The following is a 17,164-nucleotide window of genomic DNA, read 5'->3' as shown; positions in this document are numbered from 1 at the left end:
CTGATCCCATGCCGAACTCAGCAGTGAAACCGCTTAGCGCCGATGGTAGTGTGGGGCTTCCCCATGCGAGAGTAGGTCATCGTCAGGCATTTATTTCGACACCCCCGGCCAATGGTCGGGGGTGTTGTCGTTGGGGGGCTGAAAAACAGCCTGACAAAACGCTGCAATATCGGCCGCTAGAGCGAAAACTTGAGACTTTTGAATGCCGAGGGTCGTGGGAGTTTTTGTCGCTATTCTCTCTCCCTAATATGCGAGAGGTTTGCTAGGGTGGGACACAGACATCAGCAGACGTAAGCTTGCGATGAAACGCATCTAAAAGGGGAAGAGGCGGTATGGCTTCCATCTCGTCATTGGGCGTTGGCTCCGGCCTTGATCTCAGCGGGCTACTTGATCAACTTCAAGAGGCCGAGCAAGAAAAGCTCGTGCCTATCCAGCAGCAGCAGGCCGAGCAAAAAACGAAAATATCGGCTTATGGCCAGTTGCAGAGTGCTTTGTCGAAAGTTCAGTCTTCAGCAAGCGATCTCACTGACCCCGAGCTTTTCAATAGTGTGACCAGCAGCGTTGAAGGGGAGAGCGTAGAAGCCGCTGCCACGCCCGATGCGCCGCCAGGGCGTTACAACGTTAATGTCGAGCGTCTGGCCACCGCCTCCAGCATCGCCACCCAAGGCGTTGATGAGGAAGCCGTTCTCAATGCCGGGACCGAGGCGAGTATCGATGTCACATTGGGCGACGGAACGCCAACAAGTAGCATCACGGTGGAAGCAGATAGCACGTTGAGTGATGTGCGCGATGCGGTCAATGAGAGTGATTCTGGGGTTTCTGCCTCGATTGTTTTTGATGGCAATCAACACCGGCTAGCGCTGGCATCGAAAGAGACCGGGCAACAGGCTGCGATTGATACTGTTGTGTTTAATGGTCTCGATAGCTTGACGCTTGATACTACGACGGAAGTCACAGGGCAAGATGCCAAGTTGAACGTCAATGGCATCGACATCACTAGCGCCAGTAATCAGGTTGAAGAAGCTATCCAGGGTACGACGTTGAGTCTGACCGACACCGGAGAGTCCACGGTGGCGGTGGAGCGAGACGACAAGTCGATCCGCGGCGCTATCACAGACTTCGTCGACAGTTACAACGACATGAAATCGACCACTGCCGACCTCACCAGTTTCAGCTCCGAAGATGGCGAGACGCAAGCCGGCGACTTGCTCGGTGACAGCACGACGCGCATGGCGGAGTCCCGTCTACGGAGTACGATGACCGAAAGCGTCGATGGCGATGGTCTGCAAACACTGGAAGATGCCGGCATTTCGATGAACGTCGATGGCGAGCTGGAAATCGACGAGGAACAATTCGACGAGGCGCTCTCGACCCAGCCCGGCGCAGTCCAGACGCTGTTCACGGGTACTGAAGATAGCCAGGGAATTGCCGGTAAGGTCGAAGAAGAGCTGGATACCATGCTAGGTGAAGACGGCATGGTGGAGGGCGCCGTGACCGGCGCCGAGAACCAGATGGACCGTCTCGAGGAACGCTATTCTTCGATGGAGGACAGCATCGCGAGTACGGTGGATCGTTATCGTACTCAGTTCCAGGAACTCGACAGCATGGTGGCTGAAATGAATCAAACCAGCAGCTACCTCACACAGCAACTGTCCGCGATATAACGATTCGCCGCTGTGATGCCTGTCATGATAGACGCCCGCCTCGTGCGGGCGTCTTGCTGTGTGGCACGCCGCGCTAGTGGCACACAGCCTCAAGCGCTTCCACGAGACTCGTCATTTCATCATCCGTGCCGATGCTGATACGCAGGAAGTCGCTCAGCGCTTCCTTGTTGAAATGACGCACCAGAATGCCACGCTCTCGCAAGGCATCGAAGAGCATCCGTCCCTGATAGGCATCGTGCCGCACGAACAGGAAATTGGTCTGCGAAGGCAATACCTCGAAGCCAAGCGTTTCGAGTTGGCGCCGCGTCCACTCGCGCGTTGTGATGACGCGTTCGCGGCAAGCATCGAAGTAGGCACGATCCCGAAGTGCGGCGATGCCCGCCTCGATGGTAATGCTATCGATAGGGAAGGAATTGAAGGAGTCCTTGACGCGCTCCAGCCCCTCGATCAGTTCTCGCGAGCCGATCGCAAAGCCCAGGCGCAACCCGGCCAGGCTTCGTGATTTGGAGAAAGTCCCCGTCACCAGCAGGTTGGGAAAGCGCGCGACCAGAGGGACCGTGCTCTCACCGCCGAAGTCCACGTAGGCTTCATCGATTAGTACCACGCTCTCGGTATTACGCGCGAGCAAGGCAGCGATCGCCTCGCGCGGGTGCCCGTGGCCGGTCGGTGCGTTGGGGTTGGCGAAGACGATACCGCCATTGTCAGTATCGAAGGCCGTCAGCGGCACACGCCACTGGTCATCCAATGCCACGCTACGGTAGGCCACGTCGTAGAGCTTGCAGTAGACCGGATAGAAGCTATAGGAAATCGCCGGCATCAGCAGCGGACGCGGCTGGCGAAAGAACGTCTGGAAGGCCAGTGCGAGCACTTCGTCGGAGCCGTTGCCGACGAACACCTGCTCGGTTGCGACGCCGTATTCCTCGGCCAGTGCCTCGCGAAGCGCGGTGGCGCTCGGGTCCGGATAGAGACGCAGATGATCGGCCGGGAAATCGCGTAGCGTCTGCTCGACGCCGGGCGCGGGCGGATAGGGATTCTCGTTGGTATTGAGTTTGATAAGGCGCTCGCGCGGTTGCTCTCCCGGCACATAAGGAGTGAGCTCACGCACGGCGGGACTCCAGAACTTGCTCATGAACGCTCGCACAGGCAGTGATGAGGTAGGTGTCCATGGTGACGCGACGCCCGGACGCGCGCAAGTTGCGCCGCGTCTCTTATGTCGACGACAGAGAATGCAGGCATGCCCTTGATTAGTTTACTAACGACCTCATCTCTTGCGCATCGTGATGATTCCCAAGAGTTCCAAAGGAGGCGACATGGCTTACGATTCACTGCTTTCACCGCTCACCATGGGCAAGCTGACGCTTCCCAATCGAGTGCTGATGGCACCGCTGACCCGCGCTCGCACGCCGGATATGGTGCCCAAGGCGCTGCAGCAAACCTATTATGCGCAGCGCGCCGATGCTGGCTTGATATTCAGCGAGGCAACGAATATTTCTCCCACCGCGCGTGGCTATGTCTATACGCCGGGCATTTACACCGACGAGCAGGAAGCCGGTTGGCGGGGTGTCGTGGATAGCGTGCATCGTGCCGGCGGGCGGATCGCCTTGCAGCTATGGCACGTGGGCCGGATCTCGCATCACAAGATCCAGCCGGGCGGCCAACCACCGGTGGCGCCGAGCGCGCTACGAGCCGAAGGCGCCAACTGTTTCCTCGAGTTCGATGACGGCAGCTCGGGCCAGCACCCGACCAGCACGCCACGGGCCCTGGAAACCGACGAGATCCCCGCGCTGATCGACGATTATCGTCAAGCCGCCAAACGCGCCAAGCGCGCTGGATTCGACATGGTCGAAGTGCACGCCGCCAATGCGTACCTGCTTCAACAGTTCATGGCCACGGGCTCGAATAAGCGTACTGACCGCTATGGCGCTAGTCTGGTCAACCGGGCGCGCCTGGTCCTGGAAGTAGTCGATGCCGTCAGCGAGGTCATGGGCGCCGATCGAGTCGGGATTCGTATCTCGCCGTTCATCGAGATTTTCGGCCTGAGCGATGACGAGTCGGAGGCGATGGCCTTCTATCTGGCCGAGCAGTTGACGCGTCGCGGCATTGCCTACTTGCATGTCAACGAGCCCGATTGGACTGGCGAGGGGCCGCAACTGACCGACACCTTCCGCCGCGAGTTGCGCCAGCGCTTCCCGGGAACGCTGATCTACTGCGGGCACTATACCGCCGAGCGCACCGAGGCGTTGATTCGTGATGGCTTGGGCGATGGCGCAGCCTTCGGGCGTCCTTATATCGCCAATCCTGATCTCGTCGAACGCTTCCGTCGCGATAGCACGCTCAATGAGCCCGACCCGGCAACGTTCTACGGCGGTGGCGCCGAGGGTTACACGGACTATCCGACATTATCATGAGGTCTAAGTCTGCAAAGGGTGTCCGATAGCGTCACATGACGCTATGCTGTCACCCACGGGGCCGCGGGAGCGGCCCAGGACCCATTGGTTAGGAGGACTACCATGCAGATCAGGACGTTGCTCGCCGGTTCCGCCATGCTCGCCGTACTTGCCGGTTGTGCCACGGGCACCTCACAGCAAGGCCAGCCTGGTGCGTCGGAGCAAGCCGAACAGCCGACCGTCTACAGTGGCACCTTGCCCTGCCGCAGCTGCGACGGTATCGACCTTGAAGTGCAACTGATGGGTGATGAGGACGCGACTGCGGATGAGCGCACCTTCGAGTTGCAAGCCGAATATCGCAATCATCCGGAAAATCCGCCGGCCGAAGAATACAACGGCCAGTGGGATGTCATCGATGGCACCGCGAAAGATCCTGAAGCGACCGTCTACGAGCTGACGCCCAATGGTGAAGGGCAGATCTATTACTTCCAGAAGCTCGACGCCAACACACTGGAGCTGATCGACCCGCAGCTGCGCCGCTTCGAGAACGGTGAGACGCTGCGTCTGCAACGCCAGCAGTAATCGCGTTCTCGTATCACCGAAAAGGCGGCCCACGGGCCGCCTTTTTCATGTCCGGCCCTGCCGTGAGGCATACCCGGACGAGGCGATGCCGGGCGCGATGATAGAATGCCGGTGATCAGCAAGGAGCGACGACATGGCCAAGGCGAAAAGCGCCTTCGTGTGCACCGAATGCGGTGCCGAATACAATAAATGGCAAGGGCAGTGTTCGAGCTGCCGCGAGTGGAATACGCTCAGCGAAGTGCGCCTGGGTAGCGCTCGGCCGCATGCGCAATCACCATCGACGACGGGGCGGAGCGGCTATGCGGGATTGGTCTCGCGCGACGTGGTCGACCTGGGCGAGGTCGACCTCACCGAGGTGCCGCGTTTCTCCTCCTCCTTCGGCGAGTTTGACCGCGTGCTGGGCGGTGGCCTCGTACCGGGCTCGGCGGTGCTGCTGGGGGGTAATCCCGGCGCCGGCAAGTCGACGTTGCTGCTGCAGACTGCTTGCAAGCTGGCCCAGTCGCACAAGGTGGTGTATGTCACCGGCGAGGAATCGCTCTCCCAGGTAGCGATGCGTGCGCATCGGCTGCAACTGCCGGTCAAGGGGCTCAACATGCTCGCCGAGACCAGCATCGAAACGGTGCTTGCGGTCGCCGAGCGTGAAAAGCCCGCCGTGCTGATCATCGACTCGATCCAGACCATGCACCTGGAGGACATCAGCTCGGCGCCGGGTGGCGTGGCCCAGGTGCGCGAATCCTCGGCGGCGTTGACGCGTTTTGCCAAGCAGTCGAACACCGTGCTGATGCTGGTTGGGCACGTCACCAAGGACGGTACATTGGCCGGCCCCAAGGTGTTGGAGCACATGATCGACGCGTCGTTGCTGCTCGAGGGCGGGGCGGACTCGCGATTCCGCACCCTGCGCGGGCAGAAAAACCGCTTCGGCGCGGTCAACGAGCTGGGTGTGTTCGCGATGCTCGAGCACGGCCTCAAGGAGGTCAAGAACCCCAGCGCCATCTTCCTGTCGCGCGCCGAAGAACAAGCGCCCGGCAGCCTGGTGATGGTGGTCTGGGAAGGCACGCGACCGATTCTCGTCGAGGTCCAGGCATTGCTCGACGATTCGGCCCTGGGCAATCCACGGCGCGTCGCCGTGGGGCTCGATCAGAATCGCCTGGCGATGCTGCTGGCCGTGCTGCACAAGCACGGTGGCTTGTTTACCGGCGATCAAGACGTCTTTCTCAATGTGGTCGGCGGCGTCAAGGTGCTCGAGACTAGCGCCGACTTGGCCGTGTTGCTGGCCGTCGTTTCCAGTCTGCAGAACCGCAACTTGCCACGTGAATTGGTGGCCTTCGGCGAAGTAGGGCTGTCGGGCGAGATTCGCCCCGTGCCCAGTGGCCAAGAGCGTATCGTCGAGGCCGCCAAGCACGGCTTTACGCGTGCCATCGTGCCGCGTGCCAACGCCCCCCGGCAGGCGCCCGAGGGCATGGAGGTGATCGCCGTCGATAAACTCGGCGATGCTCTGGAAGCCCTGTAAACGCTGGCGCGCCGGTCATGTAGAATGGAGTGAACGATTGCCAAGGAGTGCCCAATGAGTGCCATTCGCCTGACGCAATACAGCCACGGTGCCGGTTGTGGCTGCAAGATCGCCCCCGACGTGCTGGACAGCATTCTGTCCAAGGCGGGCCCCGGTGCCACCGACAAGCGCTTGATCGTGGGTAACCAGGGCCGCGAAGACGCCGCCGTCTATGACCTCGGCGATGGTCGTGGCCTGATCTCGACGACCGACTTCTTCATGCCCATCGTCGACGATCCCTTCGACTTCGGGCGCATCGCCGCCATCAACGCCATCAGCGATGTCTACGCCATGGGCGGTACGCCGATCATGGCACTGGGCATCCTGGGGTGGCCGATCGATACCTTGTCGCCGGAAATCGCCGGCGACGTGGTCGGCGGCGCGCAGTCGATCTGCCGCGAGCTGGGCCTGGCCTTGGCCGGCGGACACTCCATCGATGCTCCCGAACCGATCTTCGGCCTAGCGGTGAATGGCTTGGTCGATCTCGAGCATCTCAAGCTCAACAGCAACGCCAAGGTAGGCGACTTGCTGTACCTCACCAAGCCGCTGGGGGTGGGGCTTCTGACCACAGCGGAAAAGCATGGCTGGCTGGAATCCGGCCACCAAGGGCTGGCGCGCCGCACGATGCTGAAGGCCAACCGGATCGGGATCGAGCTGGCCAAGGTCCAGGGCGTGCATGCCATGACCGATGTCACCGGTTTTGGCTTGGCCGGGCACCTCAGCGAAGTCTGCCAGGCAAGCGGCCTCAAAGCGCGGATCGACTTCGCCAAGCTGCCCAGGCTCGCCGAGGCCGAAGCGTACCGGCGGCGCGGGGCGGTGCCCGGCGGCACGCAGCGCAACCGTCAGGCCCTGGGCGAGGCCTTGCCCGATATGGATGCGGCGCATTGGCAATGGCTGTGCGACCCACAGACCTCGGGCGGCCTGCTGCTGAGCGTCGACCCCGCCTGGGCGGATGACGTCGAGCGCATCGGTCGTCAACACGGCCTCACGCTGGAAGCCTTCGGCGAGATGCGCCCCGCGAGTGGCGCCAGTGTGATCGAGGTGCGTGGGTGAGCCTACCGCAGATCGCGCCAGGGCTGGCGTTGCTCGAGCGCCCGCTGATCGATGTGCGTGCCCCGGTGGAGTTCGACCAAGGCGCCTTGCCGGGCGCCGTCAACCTGCCGTTGATGGACGATGCCGAGCGCCAGGCGGTGGGGATCCGCTACAAGGAAGCCGGTCAGGCCGCCGCCATCGAGCTGGGCACGCAATTGGTGGATGGCGCTCTCAAGCGACGTCGCGTGGCGGCGTGGCAAGCGTTTGCCGAGCGGCATCCCCAGGCGCTGATCTATTGTTTCCGGGGCGGGCTGCGTTCGCAAATCGCGCAGCAGTGGCTGCAGGAGGCGGGCATCACCTTGCCGCGTATCCAGGGCGGCTGGAAGGCCATGCGTCAGTGCCTGAGCGCCGAGATTACCTCGGCGGCGACGCGACCGACGCTGGTCGTGGCTGGCCTCACCGGTAGCGCCAAGACCGAGTTGATTCAACGTCTCGACACGGGTGTCGATCTCGAAGGCCATGCTCGACACAAGGGCTCCGCGTTCGGGCGGCACCCCTTGCAGGGGCCGTCGCAGATCGACTTCGAGCATGCGCTGGGCGTGGCGCTGTCGCGGATGCCGCACGGCTGCGTGGTGGAGGATGAGTCACGCATGATCGGGCGGCTGGATATTCCCTTGGCCTTCTGGCGGACCATGGAAGCGGCGCCGCGCATTCGTGTGGAAATGCCGCTGGACTGGCGCCTCGAACAGATCCGCAAGGACTATATCGAGACCTTGTGGCAGACCTACCGTGGCCATTATGGCGAGTGGCTGGGCTGGGCGTTGATGCGCAAGCAGCTTTCCAGCGCGCTCAAACGCGTGCGTAAACGCCTAGGCAGTGCGCGTTTCCAACGGCTACAACGTTTGCAGGGCCTGGCTTTCCGCGAACACCAGCGGGGCAATACCCAGGCACACGAAGCCTGGCTCGCGCCGCTGATGCTCGAATACTACGATCCCATGTATCGCTATCAGCTCGAGCAGTCTCCCCACGAGGCGCTGCATGTCGGCGACTGGGAGAGCTGCCTGGCCTTTGCCCAGGACTGGTCGGCGTCACTGGCGCGTTAACCGCTCGCCTGTCTCGCACAAAGCCTAAGGCCGGCGGGCATGCCGCAGCCAATCGAGCATGACGCGGTCGAGCAGGGCGGCCAGGCGGTCGAAACGCCGCGGTTCCTCCATGACCGTCTCGCGGGATTGCAGGTAAGCGCCGTCGGTGGCCGCGAGCCGCTCATCGAATGCCGCAAGGTGATCGTAAAGGGCGCTGACCGAGGCGGCGGTGGCCTCCAGGTGACATTGCAGCGCCACCACGCGGCCGCTGTCCCAGGCGAAGCCTTGCAACGGGCTGGCGGTACTGCCGCCCAGAGGCAAGGCCTCGTCCGGTAGGCCAAAGACATCGTGATGCCAAGTGAATGCCTCGAAGCGCTCGGGCAGGTCGAAGGGACTCTCGTCGGCCAGGGTGATAGGCTGCCAGCCGCGCTCGGCATAGGTGCCCCGGGAGACGATGGCGCCCAACGCCTCGGCGATCAACTGCGCACCGACACCGACGCCGAGCAGCGGCTTGCCGCTCTTGAGCATGCGCGTGATCAACTTGCGCTCGCGCTTGAGCCACGCCGGCGGCGTGTCTTCGTGGAGCCCGAACGGCGCGTCGAGTACGATCAAGGCATCGAAGTTGTCGAAAAGTGGCGGTGCCTCGTCTGCGTATAAATGGCATGTATTATGGCTGTGGCCCATGCCCGTCAGCCAATCGGCGAAGCGCGCCGGGCCGAGATAATCCGCGTGCTGAAGAAAGTAGATATGCATGATGCGCCCATGATGGTAAAGCCGTCCCCCCGCAGCAAGTGGGGGCGTCGAGGAGTAGTGGATCGTCGAGGAGAGCTAGCATGCCGCGAGCCGAGGTGCTTGAACAGATTTATACCATCGTCGCCCAGATCCCCGAGGGGCGAGTGACCACGTACGGGCGTATCGCAAACATGACCGATGGCGCCACGGCACGCATGGTGGGGAGTGCCATGCGCCACCTGCCCAGCGGCCATGGGCTGCCCTGGCATCGCGTCATCAATGCCAGCCGGCGCGTGACCGAGCATACCGGCGCCGTGCGCCAGCATGAAAAACTGCGCGCCGAGGGCGTTGTGTTCGATGCCCGTGGCCGCGTGCTCCAAGACATACTCTGGCCCTGACCCTGACGCATCTCCCGAGGAGTAATGATATGACAGCGTCCGCCGACGGCTTCCATGCCCGTCTGGATCAATTGCCCGCGCGAGCCCGGCAGGCCTTCATGGCGGCCTTGATCGAGCGCATGCTGCCCAACTATGCGCTGTATGCCCAGATGAGCGGCATCGGCGACGCCAAGGTGCTGCGCAACGTGCTCGATCTGGCGTGGGAAGCGCTGGCCGTGAAGGATGCGGCGATCGACTTCGACAAGCAGGCCGAGAAACTCGCCGAGCAGGAACCGCCGGAAAACGACGACAGCTTCGGCGCGCGCCGCGCGGTCGAAGTGGTGATGGCCTTGGCGGCACTGCTCGATGCCTTGCGCAGCGAAGCACCCGAGTCGCCGCGTGACGTGAGCCGCCTGTCACGCGATGGCGTGCATGCCTACATCGAGATGACCGACGGCGCGGACGATGATGCCGAGCGGCTGGCGGCACGCGTGCGTGAGCACCCGTTGATGGACGACGAGCACGGCTTCCAGGAAGCGGCGCTCGAGCATGTCGAGGCGCCGCTGACACGTGACGCGCTCAAGTCGCTGCGACGCCTGGGGCGTAACGAGGGCGTCAGCAACCTGGGGCTCAGCGCCGACTAGGGCATGTGTCGAGGTATGAGGCCCACGCCGACTTTGCGGTGGGCCTACAGGCGCATTTCGATGCCGTGTTCGGCCATGTAGCGTTTGGCGTCGGGAATGGTGTACTCACCGAAGTGGAAGATACTCGCGGCGAGCACGGCATCCGCACCGCCTTCCTTGACGCCCGCAACCAAGTGATCGAGGTCGCCGACGCCGCCGGAGGCGATGATCGGAACGCTGACGGCATCGGCGATGGCGCGGGTCACTCCCAGGTCGAAACCCGACTTGGTGCCGTCGCGGTCCATGCTGGTCAGCAGCAGTTCTCCCGCGCCGAGTTCGACCATCTTGCACGCCCATTCCACGGCATCGAGCCCGGTGGGTTTGCGTCCGCCGTGGGTGAAGATCTCCCAGCGCGGCGGCTCGCCCTCGCCAGAGACCCGCTTGGCGTCGATGGCGACCACGATGCACTGGCTACCGAAGCGCTCGGCCGCTTCGTGAACGAAATCCGGGTTGGTCACCGCGGCGGTGTTGATCGACACCTTATCGGCGCCGGCATTGAGCATGGTGCGGATGTCGTCGCAGGTGCGAATACCACCGCCCACCGTCAACGGAATGAAGACTTCCCCGGCGATGCGTTCGACCATTTCCACCGTGGTGCCGCGATCCTCGTGGCTGGCGGTGATATCGAGGAAGGTGATCTCGTCGGCGCCCTGCTGGTTGTAGCGCTTGGCGACCTCGACCGGGTCGCCGGCGTCGCGGATGCCGACGAAGTTGACGCCCTTGACCACGCGGCCGGCATCGACGTCGAGACAAGGGATGATGCGCTTGGCGAGTGCCATGATCAGCTTCTCCGTGTGGCTGGCGCGGCGTCACACAGGCGCTGGGCCTCGGCGACGTCGAGTTTGCCTTCGTAGATGGCGCGTCCGGTGATGGCGCCGAGGATGCCTTCGTGCTCCACCTCGAGCAGTTCCTCGATGTCGCCCAGATGGGTGACACCACCGGAGGCGATCACCGGGAGACCGCCTTCGCGCGCCAGTTCGGCGGTGGCCGCGATATTGACGCCCTGCATCATGCCGTCGCGGGCGATATCCGTGTACACGATCGAGGTCACGCCATCGTCGGCGAAACGCTTGGCCAGGTCCACGGCCTTGAGCGTCGACACCTCGGCCCAGCCATCGGTGGCGACATAACCGTCGCGGGCGTCGAGCCCCACGATTACGCGGCCCGGAAAGCGCCGGCACATCTCGGTGACGAAAGCCGGGTCTTTGACGGCTTGGGTGCCGATGATGACGTAAGACACGCCCGCCTCGAGATAGGCCTCGATAGTCGCGGCGGTGCGAATGCCACCGCCGATCTGGATCGGCAGCTCGGGATAGGCGCGGGCGATGGCGGTCACCGCCTCGGCGTTCACCGGCTGACCTTCGAAGGCCCCGTTGAGATCCACCAGATGCAGCCGGCGGGCCCCGGTTTCGACCCAGCGCGCGGCCATGGCCACCGGATCGTCACCATAGGTGGTCGAGTCGTCCATACGCCCCTGCTTGAGGCGGACGCACTGGCCGTCCTTGAGATCGATGGCGGGAATCACCAGCATGACGTGTCCTCTCGGTATACGTGTGGCGCCGCCGTCGAAAGGCGGCATGTCCGGCCTGAACGCTCAGGGCGTCCAGGTGACGAAATTTTCGAGCAAGCGTAACCCGTCACGCGCGCTTTTCTCGGGGTGGAACTGCACGGCGAAGACCGGGCCACGGCCAGTGGCGACATGCGCGGTATGCCCGCCGTATGCGGTGGTGCCGAAGATGTCGCTGTCTTCCTGTGCCTCGACGTAGTAACTGTGCACGAAATAAAAGCGTGCCTCGTCGTCGATGCCCGCCCAGAGCGGGTGGGTGTGATGCTGCGTGACTCGGTTCCAGCCCATGTGAGGCACTTTCAGGCGTTGATTCTGGGCATCGCGCAGATCGCGCCCGAAGTGACGCACGTGCCCTGGCAGATAGCCCAGGCACGCCACACCGCCGTTTTCTTCGCTTTCTTCCATCAGCATCTGTTGGCCGACACAGATGCCCAGCAACGGCTTGGCCTGGGCACGTAGTACTTCTTGCACCAGGCCCTGTAGATCGTTGCGCTGCAATTCGCCCATGCAGTCACGAATCGCGCCTTGGCCGGGCAGCACCAGGCGGCTGGCGCCGCGAATGCTGCGCGAATCGTCGGTGATGACGACGTTTTCATGCGTGACGTGCTCCAACGCCTTGGCGACGGAGTGAAGGTTACCCATGCCGTAATCGATGACCGCAATCGTCATGCTCGCTCCTTAGCGCGTCGTGAGAGCCTCACAGGCTACCTTTGGTGGAGGGCATCCGTCCGGTCATGCGGGGATCGGGTTCCACCGCCATGCGCAGTGCGCGGCCAAAGGCCTTGAAGATGGTTTCCGCCTGATGGTGGGCGTTGAAGCCTTTGAGGTTGTCGATGTGCAGCGTTACCTGGGCGTGATTGACGAAGCCCTGGAAGAACTCCCAGAACAACTGCGTGTCGAAGCGGCCGATGTTCGCGCGTGTGAACTCGACATCCATGCTCAGTCCAGGACGCCCCGAGAAGTCTACCACGACACGCGAGAGCGCCTCGTCCAGCGGCACGTAGGCATGGCCGTAACGCCGAATGCCGCGCTTGTCGCCGATGGCTTGGGCGAAGGCCTGCCCTAGGGTGATGCCGATATCCTCGACGGTATGGTGATCGTCGATGTGCAAATCGCCCTGAGCATTGATCTCCAGGTCGATCAGGCCGTGGCGCGCCACCTGATCGAGCATGTGATCGAGAAATGCGACGCCAGTTTCGGATTGGAAATGGCCCTCGCCGTCGAGGTTGATACGGACCTGAATCTGGGTCTCGTGGGTGTCGCGGGACACGGTGGCGACGCGCTCGGCCATAGGGGGTCTCCAGCACTTCGGACGTGAACGGGGCGCGCGATGAAGGCGTGGATGCGCAAGGCTCGCGGCGCCATGGAACGCTCATTATAGAGAATCGCCCCGGCCATCCGCTACAATGCCGGGAGTTCAGGGACGATTCCCGCGTCCCTCCACCAATGCTCGAGGGTCCGTGACAGGGCCAGGGAGATCGTCCAGGGAGAGCAAGCATGCCGGTGACCTTGCAGGAAATCGATCGCGCCGAATGGGAAAAGGATGCCCAAGTGGCGCAGGATCTCGCGCGCATCTACCGCGATGCCCCCGCCGAGCGTCTTCCCGCGCCCGTCGAGCGCTTCATCGACGATCACTTCACCCAGGGCGGCGTGTTCTGCTGCGCGTTATTCAACGCGCGCCGACTAGGAGCGGTCGCCGTGCGTCGCGAAACTCGCGTATGGTGGTTGTCACATTTCTGCGTACGTGCCGAAACCCGGCACCGCGGAGTCGGCTCACGGTTATTGATGCTGATTGCCGAACGCGCGCAAGGCGAAGGCTGTACGCCGCGCGTTCCCACTTCAGTGCTGATGATGGGGGATCAACTGTTGTTGACCCGGCTTGGCTATCATCCCGCCGCCGACGGAACGTACTATGAATTTCATCCATTAGCGTCACAGGGAGGGCGCCAATGAGAGCGCTGCTGAGAGCATTGCTGGCGGTGGTCGGGGTGTTGGCCTTGATCGTGGTCGGCGCCGTGGTCTACATCACCACGTTCTTCGATCCCAACGACCTCAAGCCCCGGCTTGTCGAGGCGGTGCGCGATCAAAGTGGGCTGGAACTTAACTTGGACGGCCCTTTGTCCTGGTCCTTCTATCCACGTCTGGGCTTCAGTGTCGAGCAGGCCGAGGCCTGGCTGCCCGAGCAATCTCATGACGCCGATGCCTTTGCGGCGTTCGACCGCGCCGAGGTCAGCGTGGCGTTCGCGCCGCTGCTCTCCGGCGAGGTGGCCGTGGAAGGGCTGACGCTGGATGGCATGCGGCTCAATCTCGAGCGCGACGCCGAAGGTCGCGGCAATTGGGAAGTCTTGCTCGATCGCATGGAGCGCGGCGGTGACCAGGCCGAGGAGGCCTTGGCGCCGGCATCGGCAGGGCCGGGGCTGAATCAGAATCCCGACAGCCTACCCGTGGCGCTGGATATCGCGAGTGTCCAGGTGCGCGACAGTCGAGTGCATTACCAGGACGCCCAGCGCGATCTGGATCTAACGCTCTCCAAACTCAGCATGGAGGGCAGCAACGTCAATCCCGACGCCGCCTTTCCACTGCAGATGTCATTCGATCTCGACAGCCAAGCGCCTGAGCTGTCCAGCCAGGTGAAGTTCAAGAGCCGTGTACGCCTGGGCCTGCGCGACGGCCGCTATGAACTCAACAACGTGACTCTGGAAACCAGCACGCAGTGGCCGGCGCTTTCCGATCAGGCGCAGGGCATCAATCTGCAAGTCGGTCACCTGCTGGCAGAGACGCAGGAGCAGCACTACCGCCTCGAGGACGCCAAGCTCGACACCCGTTTCCACCATCCCGCAGTGAAGAGCAAGCCGCTCGGATTGAGCCTGGGCTTCGATGGCGAAGCCGATCTCGATGCTCAAACCGCTCAGTTGCGTGATATCGCCTTGAGCGGCGATGACGACCTGGATCTGACGGGGACACTGAGCTTTACCGAACTGCTCGGGGAGCCGCAGTACACTGGCCAGCTCAAGCTGGCGCCGCTGCCACTGCGAGACTGGCTCAAGCGGTTCGACGCCCTGCCCGAGACCGGCGATAGCAAGGCGCTGAGCGAACTGGCCATGACCAGCCCCGTGCATGGCGATCTCCAGCGCATCAACTTCTCGAATCTCAGCCTGTTGCTCGATGGTGAAACGCTGACCGGGGAACTGGGCGCCGGTTTCGATGGCCAGTGGTTGAGCTTCGACCTTCAGGGCGAACGTCTCGATCTGGACGCCTACCTGCCGCCCGCCGAAAAGAGTGGTAAGGAAGCGGACAAGGGCAAGGACGAAGACACGGCGAGCGTCGTCGAAATGCTGGGCGTCTCGTCGGCCTATGCCGCCGCCGAGGGTGCCGGTTTGCTACCCGCCGAGTGGCTGTCCAATTTGACGCTGGATGGCAAGCTTGCCGTGAATACCGTGATCCTCAAGGGCATGACGCTGCAGGACGTAGCGCTGCGCGTGACGGGTGGCGACGGGCGTCAGCGTCTGGAGTCCCTGTCGGCCAAACTCTACGAGGGCACGTTCGACGCCCAGGGTAGCTTGGATCTCCGTCAATCGCCGCTGCGCCTGGCCATGACTCAGTCGCTCTCCGGGGTGCAGATCGCGCCGCTGTATAAAGATATCAACGACGCGGAATCGCCCTTGCGCGGCCGGCTCAACCTGGAAAGCGATGTCACCTCGCAGACCAATCAGCTCGAATCGCTCAAGCGCCATCTCAACGGCACGGCCTCGCTACGCATCGACGATGGCGCGATGCTCGACGTCAATGTCTCGCGTCAGCTATGTACCGCGGCTGCCATATTGGACGGCAACCAGTCGGATCGCGAATGGAGCGACGACACGCCCTTCGACACGCTGTCGGCGAGCCTTGATATCACCGATGGCGTGGCGCGCAACGACGATCTCGAGGTGCGTATTCCGGGCATCGAGATGACCGGCGCGGGCTCGTTCAACATTCCTACCGAGCGTTTCGATTACGATCTCAAGGCGCGCTTCATCGATACCGCCGATAAGAATGCCTGTCGAGTGACCTCGCGGCTGCAGCAAGTAAGCCTGCCAGTGCGTTGTGAAGGGCAACTGGGCGGAGAGCCGGGTGAATGGTGTAGCTTCGATCGCGAGGCCTTTCAGGACACGCTGGGAGAGCTGGCCAAGGACAAGGCCAAGCGCGAAGCCGGGGATAAGCTCGACGAAGCGCTGGAAGACGAGCTCGACAGCGATACCGCGCGCAAGATCGACGAAACATTGGGAGAAGGCTCCGCCAAGGAACTTGGAGACAAGTTGCGTGGTCTATTCAAGTGAGCAAAGCCCAAAGCCAGTCCCTGCGCCGACACCTGTCGGCGCTTTTTTTGGCATGTCCATGACCTCTCATCCCCATGATCTAGCGGCGCCGCCGACGACTGGACGATAACGCCCATGCAGGAAATTCCGCTCACCGCCGACACCTTTCGTCGGCGGGTATTCGAATGGTTCGACGTTCACGGTCGCAAGACACTGCCCTGGCAATTCGACAAGACGCCCTATCGCATCTGGGTGTCGGAGATCATGCTGCAGCAGACGCAAGTCGCCACGGTGATTCCCTACTATCAGCGTTTCATGGAACGCTTTCCCAATGTCGCCGCCCTGGCGCGAGCGCCGCAAGACGAAGTGCTGCATCTGTGGACGGGGCTGGGGTATTACGCCCGCGCGCGTAATCTGCACAAGGCAGCCCAGGTGGTGATGGAGGAACATGGCGGCGAGTTTCCGATGGACAGCGTCGAGGCGCTTTCCACACTGCCCGGTATCGGGCGTTCCACGGCCGGCGCGATCATCAGCATCAGCACCGGACGGCGCGCGCCGATCCTCGATGGCAACGTCAAGCGTGTGCTGACCCGTCTGCACGCCGTGGAAGGCTGGCCCGGCCGTCCTGCCGTGGAGCGTGAGCTATGGGCGCTGGCGGAGCGTTACACGCCGGAGGAGCGCCTGGCCGACTATACCCAGGCGATGATGGACCTGGGGGCGACGCTGTGTACGCGAAGCAAGCCGGCATGCCTGCTATGCCCCTTCGAGGATGTCTGCGTGGCGCATGCGCGTAGCGAAGAAACGCGCTTCCCTGAATCCAAGCCGCGCAAGGCCTTGCCTGAGCGCGCCACACTGATGCTGGTGTTGCGTGACCCACTGGGACGCGTCTTCCTTCAGCAGCGCCCGGCCAGCGGCCTGTGGGGCGGTCTGTGGAGCCTGCCCCAGTTCGATGACGAGCAAGCGTTACGCGCCTGGCTCGATCAGCGCTTCCCCCACGCAAAGCGTGAGACGGATGGCGAGGCGTTCACGCATACCTTCAGCCACTTTCGCTTGAAGATCACGCCCTCACCGGCGCGTCTGGATGAGCTGCCTTCAGCGGTCGGTGAGGAAGGGGCGCTATGGTACGACGCCAAGGCGCCCGCTAGTGTAGGATTGGCGGCGCCGGTCAAGACACTACTCGACCGAGACGTTTCGTAACCCCGTGTCATGAC

The 17,164-nt window shown here is 62.8% G+C and carries 17 protein-coding genes and 1 rRNA gene; 12 read left to right on the top strand and 6 right to left on the bottom strand.

Annotation, left to right across the window (positions count from 1 at the left end; all coding sequences use genetic code 11):
- Both rrf and fliD read left to right on the top strand, forming a co-directional pair.
- Positions 1-88, top strand: a 5S ribosomal RNA gene (gene rrf / locus OP494_RS12095); the annotation flags it as partial.
- 244 nt (positions 89-332) lie between these two features.
- Positions 333-1,664, top strand: a complete 1,332-nt coding sequence (gene fliD, locus OP494_RS12090; protein WP_280541059.1) for a flagellar filament capping protein FliD — start codon at positions 333-335, stop codon at positions 1,662-1,664.
- Positions 1,665-1,737: 73 nt separating this feature from the next.
- Here the strand turns inward: fliD and hisC are convergent, their stop codons facing one another.
- Positions 1,738-2,793 (bottom strand): histidinol-phosphate transaminase, encoded by a 1,056-nt coding sequence (gene hisC / locus OP494_RS12085; RefSeq protein ID WP_280541058.1) that lies wholly within the window; start codon positions 2,791-2,793, stop codon positions 1,738-1,740.
- Between the two features lie 181 nt (positions 2,794-2,974).
- On the opposite strand from hisC, the gene OP494_RS12080 reads away from it, so the two are divergent.
- The 5 genes from OP494_RS12080 to mnmH all read left to right on the top strand — a co-directional run bounded on the left by OP494_RS12080 (position 2,975) and on the right by mnmH (position 8,317).
- Positions 2,975-4,072, top strand: a complete 1,098-nt coding sequence (locus OP494_RS12080) for an alkene reductase (RefSeq protein WP_280541056.1) — start codon at positions 2,975-2,977, stop codon at positions 4,070-4,072.
- A gap of 102 nt (positions 4,073-4,174) precedes the next feature.
- Entirely contained in the window at positions 4,175-4,633 is a 459-nt protein-coding gene (locus OP494_RS12075; protein WP_179000248.1) for a copper resistance protein NlpE N-terminal domain-containing protein, read from the top strand.
- A gap of 133 nt (positions 4,634-4,766) precedes the next feature.
- The gene (radA, locus tag OP494_RS12070) at positions 4,767-6,143 is read left to right on the top strand and encodes a DNA repair protein RadA (RefSeq protein WP_040239481.1); all 1,377 of its coding nucleotides are present in this window, start codon (positions 4,767-4,769) and stop codon (positions 6,141-6,143) included.
- Positions 6,144-6,197: 54 nt separating this feature from the next.
- Positions 6,198-7,235, top strand: a complete 1,038-nt coding sequence (selD, locus tag OP494_RS12065) for a selenide, water dikinase SelD (protein WP_280541053.1) — start codon at positions 6,198-6,200, stop codon at positions 7,233-7,235.
- Complete coding sequence (mnmH, locus tag OP494_RS12060) at positions 7,232-8,317, top strand: tRNA 2-selenouridine(34) synthase MnmH (RefSeq protein ID WP_280541051.1); 1,086 nt, start codon at positions 7,232-7,234, stop codon at positions 8,315-8,317. Before selD ends, mnmH begins: the two co-directional genes overlap by 4 nt.
- 24 nt (positions 8,318-8,341) lie before the next feature.
- Here the strand turns inward: mnmH and OP494_RS12055 are convergent, their stop codons facing one another.
- On the bottom strand, positions 8,342-9,049 hold the full coding sequence (locus OP494_RS12055) for a type 1 glutamine amidotransferase (protein ID WP_280541050.1): 708 nt from the start codon (positions 9,047-9,049) through the stop codon (positions 8,342-8,344).
- 80 nt (positions 9,050-9,129) lie between these two features.
- Between OP494_RS12055 and OP494_RS12050 the strand changes: the two genes are divergently transcribed.
- Both OP494_RS12050 and OP494_RS12045 read left to right on the top strand, forming a co-directional pair.
- On the top strand, positions 9,130-9,426 hold the full coding sequence (locus OP494_RS12050) for an MGMT family protein (RefSeq protein WP_040239486.1): 297 nt from the start codon (positions 9,130-9,132) through the stop codon (positions 9,424-9,426).
- Positions 9,427-9,455: 29 nt separating this feature from the next.
- Complete coding sequence (locus tag OP494_RS12045) at positions 9,456-10,049, top strand: YjaG family protein (RefSeq protein ID WP_280541049.1); 594 nt, start codon at positions 9,456-9,458, stop codon at positions 10,047-10,049.
- A gap of 44 nt (positions 10,050-10,093) precedes the next feature.
- Here OP494_RS12045 and hisF read toward each other — a convergent pair whose 3' ends face one another.
- The 4 genes from hisF to hisB form a co-directional block, all read right to left on the bottom strand.
- The gene (gene hisF / locus OP494_RS12040; RefSeq protein ID WP_280541048.1) at positions 10,094-10,867 is read right to left on the bottom strand and encodes an imidazole glycerol phosphate synthase subunit HisF; all 774 of its coding nucleotides are present in this window, start codon (positions 10,865-10,867) and stop codon (positions 10,094-10,096) included.
- A gap of 2 nt (positions 10,868-10,869) precedes the next feature.
- Positions 10,870-11,619 carry a 1-(5-phosphoribosyl)-5-[(5-phosphoribosylamino)methylideneamino]imidazole-4-carboxamide isomerase gene (hisA, locus tag OP494_RS12035; RefSeq protein WP_280541047.1) on the bottom strand — a complete coding sequence of 250 codons (750 nt, stop codon included), beginning with the start codon at positions 11,617-11,619 and terminating at the stop codon, positions 10,870-10,872.
- 63 nt (positions 11,620-11,682) lie between these two features.
- A complete protein-coding gene (gene hisH, locus OP494_RS12030; protein WP_280541045.1) occupies positions 11,683-12,324 on the bottom strand; it encodes an imidazole glycerol phosphate synthase subunit HisH in 642 nt (213 codons plus the stop codon).
- Between the two features lie 28 nt (positions 12,325-12,352).
- Positions 12,353-12,946, bottom strand: coding sequence for an imidazoleglycerol-phosphate dehydratase HisB (gene hisB, locus OP494_RS12025; RefSeq protein WP_280541043.1), 594 nt, complete (start codon positions 12,944-12,946; stop codon positions 12,353-12,355).
- A 206-nt stretch (positions 12,947-13,152) separates the two neighbouring features.
- Between hisB and OP494_RS12020 the strand changes: the two genes are divergently transcribed.
- The 3 genes from OP494_RS12020 to mutY all read left to right on the top strand — a co-directional run bounded on the left by OP494_RS12020 (position 13,153) and on the right by mutY (position 17,150).
- Positions 13,153-13,608, top strand: coding sequence for an acetyl-CoA sensor PanZ family protein (locus OP494_RS12020; protein ID WP_280541041.1), 456 nt, complete (start codon positions 13,153-13,155; stop codon positions 13,606-13,608).
- Positions 13,605-15,974 (top strand): AsmA family protein, encoded by a 2,370-nt coding sequence (locus OP494_RS12015; protein WP_280541039.1) that lies wholly within the window; start codon positions 13,605-13,607, stop codon positions 15,972-15,974. The genes OP494_RS12020 and OP494_RS12015 overlap by 4 nt, the downstream gene beginning before the upstream one ends.
- A gap of 114 nt (positions 15,975-16,088) precedes the next feature.
- The gene (mutY, locus tag OP494_RS12010) at positions 16,089-17,150 is read left to right on the top strand and encodes an A/G-specific adenine glycosylase (protein ID WP_280541037.1); all 1,062 of its coding nucleotides are present in this window, start codon (positions 16,089-16,091) and stop codon (positions 17,148-17,150) included.
- Positions 17,151-17,164: the final 14 nt, after the last annotated feature.

Source organism: Chromohalobacter sp. 11-W (genome assembly GCF_029889905.1).
Lineage (GTDB): Bacteria > Pseudomonadota > Gammaproteobacteria > Pseudomonadales > Halomonadaceae > Chromohalobacter.
Note: the sequence above shows the minus strand (reverse complement) of the source record. Positions and strands in the feature narration are given on the sequence as shown.